General features: G+C 45.3%; 9 protein-coding genes. 2 read left to right on the top strand and 7 right to left on the bottom strand.

Features of this window, described 5'->3' with window-relative positions:
- Window positions 1-49 precede the first annotated feature (49 nt).
- A complete protein-coding gene (purL, locus tag ABYU67_RS10885) occupies window positions 50-4,063 on the top strand; it encodes a phosphoribosylformylglycinamidine synthase (RefSeq protein WP_372845101.1) in 4,014 nt (1,337 codons plus the stop codon).
- Between the two features lie 323 nt (window positions 4,064-4,386).
- Window positions 4,387-6,171, top strand: coding sequence for a hypothetical protein (locus ABYU67_RS10880; RefSeq protein ID WP_372845099.1), 1,785 nt, complete (start codon window positions 4,387-4,389; stop codon window positions 6,169-6,171).
- Between the two features lie 107 nt (window positions 6,172-6,278).
- On the opposite strand, the gene ABYU67_RS10875 is transcribed toward ABYU67_RS10880, so the two are convergent.
- From ABYU67_RS10875 to ABYU67_RS10845, 7 genes are all read right to left on the bottom strand, one after another.
- Window positions 6,279-6,506 (bottom strand): hypothetical protein, encoded by a 228-nt coding sequence (locus ABYU67_RS10875; protein WP_372845097.1) that lies wholly within the window; start codon window positions 6,504-6,506, stop codon window positions 6,279-6,281.
- 28 nt (window positions 6,507-6,534) lie between these two features.
- On the bottom strand, window positions 6,535-7,419 hold the full coding sequence (locus ABYU67_RS10870; protein WP_372845095.1) for an N-acetylmuramoyl-L-alanine amidase: 885 nt from the start codon (window positions 7,417-7,419) through the stop codon (window positions 6,535-6,537).
- A gap of 5 nt (window positions 7,420-7,424) precedes the next feature.
- On the bottom strand, window positions 7,425-8,210 hold the full coding sequence (locus ABYU67_RS10865; RefSeq protein ID WP_372845093.1) for an MOSC domain-containing protein: 786 nt from the start codon (window positions 8,208-8,210) through the stop codon (window positions 7,425-7,427).
- Window positions 8,211-8,395: 185 nt separating this feature from the next.
- Window positions 8,396-8,809 (bottom strand): ribosome silencing factor, encoded by a 414-nt coding sequence (gene rsfS, locus ABYU67_RS10860; protein ID WP_372845091.1) that lies wholly within the window; start codon window positions 8,807-8,809, stop codon window positions 8,396-8,398.
- A gap of 141 nt (window positions 8,810-8,950) precedes the next feature.
- Window positions 8,951-9,958 carry a nicotinate-nicotinamide nucleotide adenylyltransferase gene (locus ABYU67_RS10855; protein WP_372845089.1) on the bottom strand — a complete coding sequence of 336 codons (1,008 nt, stop codon included), beginning with the start codon at window positions 9,956-9,958 and terminating at the stop codon, window positions 8,951-8,953.
- A 92-nt stretch (window positions 9,959-10,050) separates the two neighbouring features.
- A complete protein-coding gene (pta, locus tag ABYU67_RS10850) occupies window positions 10,051-12,207 on the bottom strand; it encodes a phosphate acetyltransferase (RefSeq protein ID WP_372845087.1) in 2,157 nt (718 codons plus the stop codon).
- A gap of 66 nt (window positions 12,208-12,273) precedes the next feature.
- Complete coding sequence (locus ABYU67_RS10845; RefSeq protein WP_372845085.1) at window positions 12,274-13,506, bottom strand: acetate/propionate family kinase; 1,233 nt, start codon at window positions 13,504-13,506, stop codon at window positions 12,274-12,276.
- Window positions 13,507-13,545: the final 39 nt, after the last annotated feature.

Below are 13,545 nucleotides of genomic sequence, written 5' to 3'. Positions count from 1 at the left end.
CATTTACTTTGCATGGCAGAGATGCCTTGATCTTACGGATTATGCCTTTATGATGACCATCGCCGGACAACCGTTTCTTACCGATTTTCAGACGCAGCAACTCATCAGTCAGTTTCAGCAAAAAACCGAGCTAAATGTCAGTCAAATTCATACCCAGCAAGTGTATGTGTTATCACGAGAACTCAAAAGTGATGAGCATAAAAAAGCGCTAGACTTACTTGCTGTCGACAGTAGTACTGTCCTTGCAGCCCCAGATAGCAATCAACTACAAGTCGTCGTTGGCCCACGTTTTGGCACCATATCGCCATGGGCAAGTAAAGCGACCGATATCTTTAATAACTGTGAAATTAAAATCAATCGCGTCGAACGTGTCATTGTTTATACGCTAACCGTCGATGGTGACGCAGGCGAAAAATTGCCAGTAAATGCTGAGCAATTATTGTTTGACCGTATGACCCAAAGCTTGGTCTATGATTTAAATGACGTCAGTAAATTGTTTGATGATGAACAGCCAGCGTCGCTCAATCATATCGATGTGATCGGTCAAGGTCAGGCGGCGCTTGAAGCAGCCAATACAGAATTTGGTTTTGCGCTATCTGTTGAGGATATCGACTATTTGATGAATGCCTATGTCAATGAGCTAAAGCGCAATCCAACCGACGTTGAGCTCATGATGTTTGCCCAAGCAAACTCTGAGCATTGCCGTCATAAGATTTTTAATGCTGAGTGGACGGTCGATGGCGAAGTCCAGCCAAAATCACTGTTCCAAATGATTAAGAATACTTATAAAGCCAATCCACAAGGTATCTTGTCGGCTTATAAAGACAACGCTGCGGTGATGGCAGGTTCTGAAGGCTTGCGTTTTTATCCAATTCCTACTGATGCAATGGATGCCAACTCTGCGCATCCGTATGATTTCCATCAAGAAGAAATCGATATCTTAATGAAGGTCGAAACCCATAACCATCCAACTGCGATTGCCCCTTATGCAGGTGCAGCGACGGGTGCGGGCGGTGAGATTCGTGACGAAGGCGCAACAGGTCGCGGCGGTAAGCCAAAAGCAGGTTTAACAGGTTTTCATGTATCACACTTACATATCCCAGAGCTTGCGGAAAAATGGGAGCAATCAGGTCAAGTAAGTACGCAGGATTATGGTACGCCGGATCGTATGGCGACCAGTCTTGAAATTATGACCGAAGCGCCACTCGGCTCAGCCAATTTCTCAAATGAATTTGGTCGTCCAAACTTATGCGGTTATTTCCGTAGTTTCCAATTGGACACATCAGCGGCAAAAGACGGTAGCGAGATGCGCGGCTATCATAAGCCCATCATGCTTGCAGGTGGTTACGGCAATATTAAACGTAACCTCATTGAAAAAAATGCCATTCAACAAGGTGATCTATTGATCGTCCTTGGTGGCCCTGCGATGCAAATCGGTCTAGGCGGCGGCGCGGCATCTTCTGTTGATAGTGGTTCGCTTGATGAAGGTCTAGACTTTGCATCTGTACAGCGTGATAACGCTGAGATGGAGCGTCGCTGCCAAGAAGTTATCGATCGCTGCTGGGCACTAGCTGGTAATGGACAGTCTGGTAATGACGTTGATGCAAGTAATAACAGTAAAGATGGCAACCCAATAGTTTCTCTACACGACGTCGGTGCCGGTGGTCTATCAAATGCGATGCCAGAATTGGTCAATGACCATGAAATGGGCGCGGTGCTCAATCTACGTAAAATCCCATCGCTAGAAGCGGGCATGTCACCGATGGCGATCTGGTCAAACGAAGCGCAAGAGCGTTATGTGCTAGCGATTCGCCCAGAGAGCAAAGAGCAGTTCGATGCCATCTGTGCCCGTGAGCGCTGCCCGTATGCCATCTTGGGTGAAGCTACAGAAGTACGTCAATTAGTTGTAAATGATGAATTGCTCCCTGAGCAGCCTGTTGATATGCCGATGCAAGTATTGCTCGGTGGTACACCAAAAATGCAGCGTAGCTTTAGCAGTCAAGAAACTACTTTGCCATCACTAGAGCTAGGTGATGTCAATTTAGCCGAATCAATCAAAGACGTGCTGCGTCATCCAACTGTCGCTAGCAAATCTTTCCTTATCAGCATTGGTGACCGCTCTATCACGGGTATGGTCGTGCGTGATCAGTATGTCGGTCGCTATCAAGTACCGGTTGCCGATTGCGCCGTGACGGCTTCAGGCCTGATAGCGCTAGATGGTCAGCCAATGAGCGGTGAAGCGATGAGCGTTGGCGAACGTACGCCAGTGGCTTTAATTAATCCAAAAGCCTCTGCACGTCTCGCGGTTGGTGAGGCAATTACCAATATCGCTGGTGCGCGTATTACTCAGCTATCTGATATCACCATGTCAGCAAACTGGATGGCAGCTTGTGGTGATGACAACGAAGATGCTGCCTTGTTTGACGCCGTCCACGCTGTTGGTGAAGAGCTATGTCCAGCATTAGGTATCGCTATCCCAGTCGGTAAAGATTCGCTATCGATGCGTGCTAACTGGACAGACAGCAATGAGGACGGCAGTACGGACAAATCAGTGGTTTCGCCAATGAGCTTGGTCATTACGGCTTTTGCACCTGTTGTTGATGTGGCAAAAACCTTGACGCCTGAGCTAATCAATGGTGATAGCGCCTTCTACCGTATTGATTTATCAAAAGGTAAATTGCGTCTAGGCGGTTCAATCCTTGCGCAAACGCTTAGCCAATTAGGTAACGACTGCCCAGACTTGGCGCAGCCGAGCGACTTGGTTGACTTCTTCAACTTTATCCAAGCGGGTAACGCGCAAGGCGTCATCAGCGCTTATCATGATATCGGTGATGGTGGTCTGCTTGCGACCATCGCAGAGATGCAGTTTACCAGCCGTCAAGGTATCAAGCTGTCATTGACTGATGACAACTTATTGGGTCAGCTGTTCAGTGAAGAGCTAGGCGCGGTCATCCAAGTATTACCAGAAAACGTCGCGGCTTTAATGCAATTGGCAGAAGAGTTTAACGTCAGCGAAATGATGAGCCTCGTCGGTCAAAGTACTGAAGAAGACAGCCTTATCATTCAAACCCCAACTCTTATGGGTGACGATACTTTACGCTTTAGCCGTTCTGAGCTACAACAAGAGTGGAGTCAGGTCAGCTATCAAATCGCCCGTCGCCGCGACAACCCAGCGTGCGTACAGCAAGAGTATGACTTGATCTCTGACGCTAGCCATCAAGGTCTTATCGCTGCACCAAACTTTGACCTCAATCAAAAGGTTGAAGAGCCATACTTAAACAGCCGCGAAACTAAACCAAGAGTCGCAATCCTGCGTGAGCAAGGCGTCAACGGTCAGACAGAAATGGCAGCAGGTTTTACCCAAGCTGGCTTTGAAGCAGTCGACGTGCATATGAGCGACTTGCTAGAAGGTCGCATCAATCTACGCGACTTCGACGGTCTGGTCGCTTGTGGTGGCTTTAGTTACGGTGATGTGTTGGGTGCAGGCTCTGGCTGGGCAAACTCTATCTTGTTCCATGACGAGTTGCGCATGCAGTTTGTACGCTTCTTTGCCCGTCCGGATACCTTCTCACTCGGTGTCTGTAACGGTTGTCAGATGATGGCGCAGTTAAAAGATTTAATCCCAGGCGCGGAAAACTTCCCACGCTTTATCGCCAATAAATCAGCTCGTTTTGAAGCGCGTACGGTCAACGTAAAAGTCGAGCGCACCAAGTCTATCCTATTCAAAGGGATGCAAGACAGTATCTTACCAATCGCTATCGCGCATGGTGAAGGCTATGCCACGCTAAACGAGACAGAAATCGACGGTATGGCAAAACATGGTCAGCTTGCTATGCGCTTCGTCGATAGCCAAGGTCAGTCAACTGAGACGTACCCGCTCAATCCAAACGGTTCGCTCGGCGGTGTCACGGGTCTGTGTAGCACTGACGGTCGTGTTACCATCATGATGCCGCACCCTGAGCGTACGCTACGTGCCTACAATCATAGCTGGAAACCAGAAGCGTGGGACGAGGACGGCGCGTGGATGCGTATGTTCCGTAACGCCCGTGCTTGGATTCGTTAAGATATAGACCAAGTAATTTTAGATAATAAAAAAGGTGGGCTTTGGCTCACCTTTTTTGTGTTTGGGGTTTGAGTTTTTGTAGTAGGGGAGCTATTTTCCGCCTTCCGCTTGTATCTGCCAGTTTGGGCGAGGCGCTAGCTACTGTTTGGGTCGTCGCTTGCTTCGCGTCGCCACCTCAAACTCTAGCCATCGCAACTCGCCCAAACTAGCAGGATACCGCTACAGTCGGGGCTAGCGGTGACATCGTGTTCTTGATATTATCTATTGTAGTTTAGAGATTTCATCTTATAAAGCCGCGACTTTTACTTCATTGAATTTACGTTATGGATACTATTTGGATGACAAAAATAATTGACTACATAAATGAATTTCCTCTACCAATGAGTTGTGTACCGCTAACTTTAAAGTCGCTTCTTTCACAAGAGAGCATCGATATACCAGATAGTAAAATAAATGTAACTACTCAATTTGAAAAGAATCAGTACAAGAATGGGTATGAACATCTACATATGCTCATGGCTTGTGTTCCTGAAAAAGATATTCAATCTCTCAAAGTGCTATCAGAAAGTGCAGAAGGTACAGTTAAATCATCTACGCCAATCTGTGATGAAATAGGGGGCATTTACCCAATTAAAACAACTGTATCAGGATACGACTATATTGTTGCGTCATGGGGCGATGGGTCACGTTATTCCTATAACTTAGCTGAAAAAGTGTGGATGACTTTAGGGTTGTCACCAAGGGTTGTGGGTAATGATGAACAAAAAATAATCTATGATGATTTATCACTACCAATCATAGGGGTGACCGAAGGAGATATCGCTTCCGAGTTTGAGTTTAAACTCAAGCGAGATGTCTATTGGATAATGCGAAATGATTATTTAAGAAAATACTTATGGATGACAGGTTGCTATGGTGTGCGAGTTTTCTTCTATGAAGCATATATAGATGACAGTTCTGAAGTAAGACAATTAATAAATGATAATAATCACTATAATGAAATTATTGGCAATGGCTGGGGCGAACTAGATATACGTGAAGTTGATGGAAAAATACTATTACAGTTATGGGCATCAGTTGTAGCAGTTTCTCCAGTTTTATGTAGTGAACAGGATATTTATTCGCTGATATGGCCAGACGACTCTCAACCTATTACTCCTAAGCAAGTTAGGGACATCCGTAGCAATAAATATGCTTATCTAGATGATAGGTTTTTAGAAAAATATGAAAAAAATAAAGTATTCAATGCTGTACCCTCTAAAGTTTATAATCATTTCTCCAGTTCCCCTTCGTACAAAGGTCAATGGGCCTTTAGAGATTGTAAGCGAGTAGGTAGAAATATAATCAAAGTTCCTTTCTATGAGCTATATAGGGGTATACCAGACCAAGAGGTTTATCACGCACACCAATATGCGATCTCAGAAGAAGAGTTTGTAGCTAGAGATAGTTCAGAAGAGCATATTGTTTCTAAAGTAGATAGACTATTACTACAGCTAATAGAGTTAAGTGAGAATTTACCAAAGCTTGTTGAAGCAGCTAACGGTGAAACTATTCTCCCTAGTCAATTTAGTGAGTTTGAACGTCAGTCTTATAATAATGAAGGATTTAAAGATTTTCCAATTATCCAGCGTATGGCGCAGGTCGCCCCGTTAGATATGTATCAGCAGGATTTTTTATCTCGTTGTAAAACCTTAAACGAGATTATGGTTAGATTAAAAGTAGGTACTTTAAGAAGGGTTTTACGAGCTCTAGGCGCACGTAAAGATGAAGTTGCTAACTTACAAGGATTAAAACTTCTTCAAGGTATATTGAATATTTTAGAACACTTGAATGAGCAGTTTGAAGATAAAAGTGCGCTGGCTGATTCAGCAAAAATGATAGATTGGAAGAAATCAAATACTACAATGGCGCCTTTATTTGTTAATAATGATTTAAGAAATGCTGACTCTCATGAATCGATAGAGGAAGCTATAAAAGTTCTTGAGAGATTAGGTTTCGATACATCTACAGTCAGTAGTGGGTACGGTAAAGCTCTGGATTTCTTACTTGACGGAGTCATTGTTTCTATCAAATCAATTAATCGTAATATCACAGATGTACTTAATTGATAATTTTTTTTAAATACTTGCTGACCGTACCAGACAGTAGGCTATATTTTGCCTTTACTCTGTATAAAGGTATGACAAAATTAACCTACTCTGTGGTAATCATCTAATTATTCATCATCTGAACCCTTTTTAACATCCCTCTGAGCCTCAGCAATCAACTCATGAATCCTAGCGCTTTCTTTTAGTACACAAGCCTCATAAGCTGACAGCTGCTCAGGTTCTTGTTCTTTTTTCATTTCCTCTTCTTGCTCCTGCCTCGCTTTTTCTTCTAGATATTTCTGTAGATCGTCTTGTTCATTTTGCTCGTTTTGCTCATTGTATGGTGAGTTATTCATGGCATATGTCTCCTAATGTTTTTATCACTTAATAAAAGTCATCACGACCAGCATACTTCTCATTGAGAGCCTTTAAAATAGCATAAGTTTCTAAATCCAGCTCACCCGTTGGCTGCTGCGGTCTGAAATGCAGTTGAAAGGCATACACGACATTGCGACTGGCTTTATCCCACGCGTCTGTGTCATTGATTTGATAGCCGTAATCGCGAAACGCTTGCTTGATTTCAGGTATCGTAGCTGCGGCAAAGTCTTGTTCATTCATAAAGTATTGCTTATCAAAGTCATCATACCAAGCCCCAATGCCGTACTCCTTATGTAGTCTCTGCCAAGGGAACTTCGCCCCTGGGTCGATTTTACGCGAGGGTGCCATATCGGCATGACCGATAATATTCTTTGCAGATATATTATATCTTTTTGCCAACTCTTGCACCAGCTGCGCCACTTTTTTAATCTGCAATTCATCAAAGTCGACATAGTGCTCATAAGGATGATAGTCGAGCGCGCCGTTTTTTAAGGCATCTCGATATTCAGGCTTAATGCCTGCATTGACAATCTCGATGCCGATAGAGGTATCGTTGAGTATCGTTCTACCAGCAAAACTGCCATTGCCTGCATGCCAAGCGCGTTCGCCCTCGGGCACTAGGTTATAAATCTTGTTGTCATTATGATCCAAAATCAGATAGTGGGCGCTGACTTGACCGGTGGTCAATGTCTTTATTGATCTGGCATTATCTGAGACCGTATAGTGCAGGACGATGGATTTAATGCGCTGGCTCTTGCCAGTGGCTTTGTAGGTCTCGCTATCGATAATAAAGGATTCACTGTTCGCTATTTGCGACTTATTGGTGGTCACGCAGCCAGTTAGGGGCAGCGTTAGGGCACAGGCTAATGCGAAAAAGAGATTTTTTGCCATAAGTGCTAACCCTTTTTAATCTTCTTTACCAATACCTTTTTCCAACTTTCTTCCAGACAGTCAATTACCAGCCATGGCTCAATGACTTCTGCTGCAAATTTCTCTTTTGAATTTGATAACTGCCACAGTGTCTCAAGGGTGGCAAACGGATAGGGGCGTTCAATTAGATAAACCGGCAAATCAGCGTTAATCATGCCATCACGTACGACCTCAAAGTACCAGCCAGCGATACCTTGCTTACTAACCCATGCGGCAATATTCGGTACTTTGGTAAATTGTCCGATTTGGTCATTGATCTTATAGCAGGGGCGGCGCGGTTGCACGATACGCAATTGCACACTGTCTTCCCCATTCCCAGCAATACCTTTATCTTGCCCATACTGAAAAATATCGCCGATACAAACCGTTGATTCATCCATCTCTGGCAGACCATTGACCGCTTCAGTCGTCAGGTTCTCACCTAGTGTGCCAACGCGTACCTTTAAACCAAACTCAGCATTAATCTTATCGTAAGTCGCCGTTGCTAGTTGATGCACGGCTTTTAGGGGTCCACCATGATGGCGTCGGTCGGCTTGTTCGTCGGTGGCGAGACCCATAAAGTTAACCGCGACAGGGGCGTCAATGGGCGCTTTATCAATGGCGCTTATCTCTTCTCGGGTAAATGGCATGGCTTTGCCAGCGCGCACGCAAACTAGGTTAGCGATATGTAGCGGTAGGGTTTGGTTAAAGTCGGCTGTATTTTTTTGAAAGATGGACTCTATTGTCTCTATATTTATAGGTTCTATGTTCATTAAATTTTCTAATTTATAAGGGAAGAATGGGTGCAAGGTTAATATGAATGGGTATTATCTTAGCCTAATCATGCACCGGATTATATGGCTTTAGCACTTTAAAGTTTGGCGCTGCCAATTTTTAAACAAAAAAAGACCAGAAATGATATCTGGTCTTTTTTAAGCAGTTTTGGCAATAAATCAGATTACTTGTTTTTATTGCGGCGACCAGCAGTTTTCTTTTCACGTGGCGTCGCAACCAGCTCAGCCAATTGCTCAGGTGATGACCATAGACCCTCTAAGTCATAGAACTCACGGGCTTGTGGCGTCATCATATGGACGACAACAGCGCCCAAATCAATCAATGTCCAGTCAGAGTCGATACCGCCTTCACGGCCAAGTGGCATAAAGCCCGCTTGTTTTACTTCAGCGCCGACACTATCAGCCATCGCGCGCACATGGCGCTTAGAAGTACCGTCAGCGATGACGATGCGCTCCATTACGTCTGTTAATGCTGCTACATCCATTACGGTGATATTTTTCGCTTTCATATCGTCAAGCGCGCTTTCGACTACCGCTAAGCACTCTTTTAAGCGTTCGTCTGTCATGGTGTTGGTCATAAATTTTAATCTCTTGAATCGTAAATATTAAAAATAAAATGCTAAATCGTCAATTTGCATAAAATTGTATTGTCGAATTGACCCAATATGAGTAGTGACGTATCAAGACAGGGTGTGCAAAATGACAATGATAAGATGATTTTAACGGAATTGAGCCGCAGAATATAGCTGATGGGCGATAATATATTGATAAACAGCAGGATTTAGCCATTTAGCGGCTGAATTGGGTGCAGTACTGCCTATGATATCATTTATTGGTGCGCGAGATGTGATTTGCATTTGGGTCGCGTGTTTTATATTTAGAGAGTGAGGCATGGTTGGCGCGTGAGCAGTATATGGGAGAGGTTGCTGCAATTGCTGGCGTATCTGGGTGCTTGATATCGCTGTCACGGGGCGCGGGTCGATATAAATATGCCCTTGATGGCGATTTTTGATGTTAAAGCCAGCCGTCAACGGTGCGGCATTTACTGTCAGTAATTCAGGTATCGAATCGATGATTAAAGGGCGTAGCGGTATGGGAAGTTGAGAGTTTAAGGGATTCTGCCATTCAGTCTTAGGAGCATCTTTATTAAAATCCAAATTTTCTGCACGATTAAATACCCATAGATTGACATAATCAGTCAATGCTAAGCCACTGTTCCATTTATCCAAGCTGCGCGCGCTGTCCATGCCCATGATAAATATCAGGCTGTCATTTGGATAGAGAGTCCGCAGGTTCTGCACACTATCGATGGTATAGACGGGCGGCGCTTGCCACAGCTCAAGCTCATTTATTTGTAATGGCGTATCCTGTATGGCAAGCTTTAGCATAGCCAATCGGTGCTCAGGGTTGGTGCTTCTGTCTTTAAAGGGAGAGCGCGCATTGGGCAATAACGATATATAAAGATCGCGCTGTTGTTGCTTAGCTAACGGTAATAAATGCTGATAAACGTACATTGCCATTTGCAAATGACCCTTATGGACAGGATCAAATGAGCCGCCCAAATAAGCACGAATAGCTGGGGCAGTAGTTGTTGCAGGGCAATGATTAATGGTATTTGGCATAAATGAGTAAGAATGAAGCAGATGGGCATTGGGTTTGATTGATGATAAATCGACTATAGCACGTGAGTCACGTGAGTATTCATTTATCGCGCATATCGTTTTCATGATGCTTTATTATAGTATTGATAAGCCATAAAAAAGCCGACCATCACCATGATAATCGGCTCACTAATGTGTTTTTAAATAAAATTTACATATTAAATCAAATCGCTATGCGCTTGGATGGCAGTCAGGGCGATGGTATAGATAATATCATCGACCAAAGCGCCACGTGACAAATCATTGACAGGTTTATTCAAACCTTGCAGCATCGGTCCGACACTGACCACATTGGCGCTACGTTGTACTGCTTTATAAGTGGTGTTACCCGTGTTTAGATCAGGGAAGATAAAGACGTTTGCTTGTCCGGCAACGGGTGAGTCCGGCGCTTTTTGCTTACCGACGCTCATGACCGAGGCGGCGTCATACTGCAATGGGCCATCGACTTTTAGATTTGGCGCTCGCTCGCGGACGATTTGGGTGGCACGGGTGACTTTTTCAACATCAGCGCCAGTACCAGATGAGCCAGTAGAGTAGCTGATCATCGCCACTTTTGGATCGATACCAAAGGCCGCAGCAGACTGCGCTGACTGAATAGCAATCTCAGCCAACTCTTCTGCATTTGGATCAGGGTTGATGGCACAGTCACCATAGACGACCACTTGCTCAGGCAGCAGCATAAAGAAGACTGACGACACAAGTGAGTACTCCGGTGCCGTTTTGATCAGCTGAAACGCTGGGCGCACAGTATTCGCCGTAGTATGAATGGCGCCAGAGACCAGACCATCAACTTCGTCCATCTGTAGCATAGCCGTACCCAGATACACGGTATCTTGCAGATATTCAGCAGCCACTTCGGCGCTGGTTTTACCTTTACGCCGCTCAACCACAGCAGTGATATATTTATTCATATCAAGGTTATCAGGATCGATAATCTCAAGCCCCTCTGGCAATACCAAGTCGAGGTTTTTAGCCACTTGCTCGACATCAGAACGCTTAGCGAGCAATACGCAATTGGCAATACCACGGCTCTGACAGATACAGGCCGCTTCTACCGTACGCGGCTCAGAGCCTTCTGGTAGCACGATGCGTTTTCTGGCATTTTGCGCTTTTTTGACCACCTGATGACGGAATGCTGACGGTGACAGACGCGGCTCATAATTTTGGCTAAAGTAACCTTTAATCCAGCTCAAATCTAAGTGGGCAGCGACATAACGCGCCACTTCTTCAGCGCGCTCGGTGTCATCGCTTGGAATCTCAGCACTCATATGTGTGAGGTTTTGTACTGTCTCGTAGCTGTCCGTCTCGACACTCATCACTGGTATGCCAGTTTTGAGGGCAGATTGCCAAAGCTCAGCTACGGTTGGACTTGGCGCGACACCGCCGGTCAAGACCAATCCTGCCAGCGGGATACCGTTGATACAAGCAAGTCCCGCTGCCAATAATAAATCATCACGGTCACCGGGCACCACGATAAGGGTGCCACGCTTGAGCACTTCATCGACGCGTGAAACTGAGCGTGCGGTTAAGCTGATACGATTGATACGGCGCGACTTTGCTTCACCGACATTGAGCCATGTAGCATCAAGCTCGGTAGCGATATCCCATGTACGAGGTACCGACAATGAGTCGCTAAAGGGTACTACCCCGATAAGACGAAATTGCTCGGTATTGAAATGTGGCGATAGACGTTGGACTTCTTGCATAAAGCCTTCGTCCAAGCTCACAATGGCTTCACCAGGAGCAACAATCTGATTTTCTACGGTGCTTTGCGTATTTGGTAAATCATGCATGCGCATCAAGATGCAGCCAAGCGTACGATCACTTCCCATACCACCAAATTCGCGAGCATGGACATCGAGCTTATCTGCCAAATAGGCAGGTTTACTGGTATCAGCGGTACTGACAAAAATGATCTTGGCATCTAGCGCATGGGCGATCGCACGGTTGATTTGTGAGGCATAAGAAGTTTCAGTGGTCGGAACCAAACCTTCGCAAATGACCACGTCATAATCATCGCCTAAGGTATGGTAGTTGACGACCACCTCTTCCATCAAGTCATCAAGATTGTCATCACCTATCATACGCTCAACCCGTTGACGGCTGATAGATGCTGGCGGCTTAAGCCCAAAAGCATGCATTGCCAAAGCGCTTGAGCTGTCCAAGCTGTTTTGCTTATCGAGCGTGTCATCTTGCAAAAACGGCTTCATAAAGCCCGCTTTAATGCCGTTATAATCAAAAGCACGAATCAAGCCTAACGCCGCTGACGTCACGCCGATACCGCGGCTGATGGGCACAAGTAAAATAGTTTGCATAATATATCCTACTGTTTATTATATTTTTAACGAGGTGGTACTACTCTTTATATGTTGCTACCAATCTTACTGTAAACCCAAGGCTTGACGCGTTTCTTGAGCGATACGGCATTCTTCATCGGTCGGTACTACCCACAGCTCAATGCTGCTATCGTCGGCTTGGAAACTGCCTTCGCGACCACCGACCAAGCTGGCGTTTTTAGCGGCATCTACTTTGATACCAAAATGCGGCATCATCTCTAAGATACGCGTCCGCGTGGTGACCGAGTTTTCGCCAATACCACCGGTAAAGACAATACCCGTAAAGTTAGGTAGGGCACAGCTTAAGCTAGCAAGGTATTTAGCGACACGGTAGCAGAACATCTCAATAGCAAGCTTGGCGTCTTGATGACCTTCGTTGGCTGCTTGCTCAATAGTACGCAAGTCATTTGATAAGCCTGAGATACCGAGCAGACCACTTTCGTTATTAAGTACTTTATCAATTTCTTCTAAGCTCATACCGAGTTGGCGTTTAAGATGGATATGTAAGCTTGGATCTACATCACCGCTGCGCGTGCCCATCATTAGCCCTTCAAGCGGGGTCAGACCCATACTGGTATCAAGACTTTTGCCATCGTAAACAGCCGTTGCCGAGCAACCATTGCCTAAATGCGCTGTTAACCAACCATGCGGGCCTTTGGCGCTGGTAATTTCGCTGGCACGCTCTGATACATAGGCGTGCGAGGTACCATGGAAGCCATAACGACGGATTTTATGTTCGTCATAAAGGGCTTTTGGTAGCGGATAACGGAATGCCACCGGCGGCATGGTTTGGTGGAAAGCAGTATCAAAGACCACCACTTGTGGAATCTCAGGATAAATGGCCTGTACCGCTTCGATACCCAAAGCATTGGCAGGGTTATGTAAGGGTGCTAGCACTTTTAAGCGCTTCACTTCTTCTAGCACATGCTGATTGACCCGTACCGCTTCTGAATATTCACGGCCGCCGTGTACCACGCGATGACCAACAGCGATAAAGTGATACTGCTCTAAGAGCTCAAGGATTCTTTTTAAGGCAAGTTCGTGACGACCACCAGCAATGGCGATTTCTAGTTTTTCACCATTTAACGTCGTGTGTTTGATACGGGCGGTGTCGAGGCCTAAGTTTTCGGCCAAACCTGTGATACGAGTAGAATTGTCTTCGCTGATGAGCGCGTATTTGATAGAAGAGGAACCGCAGTTGAGGACTAAGGTGGGGTTGGTCAGGTTTGATGTTTCAGTGTTTTTGTCATCAAAAGTCGTGGTTAGGCTGGCACTCATACTCTATCCTTAGATTATATTTTGTAAGTGGTGAATCGT

This window comes from Psychrobacter sp. (assembly GCF_041554015.1).
Taxonomy (GTDB): Bacteria; Pseudomonadota; Gammaproteobacteria; order Pseudomonadales; family Moraxellaceae; genus Psychrobacter.
This window is presented reverse-complemented; position numbering and strand designations above follow the sequence as displayed.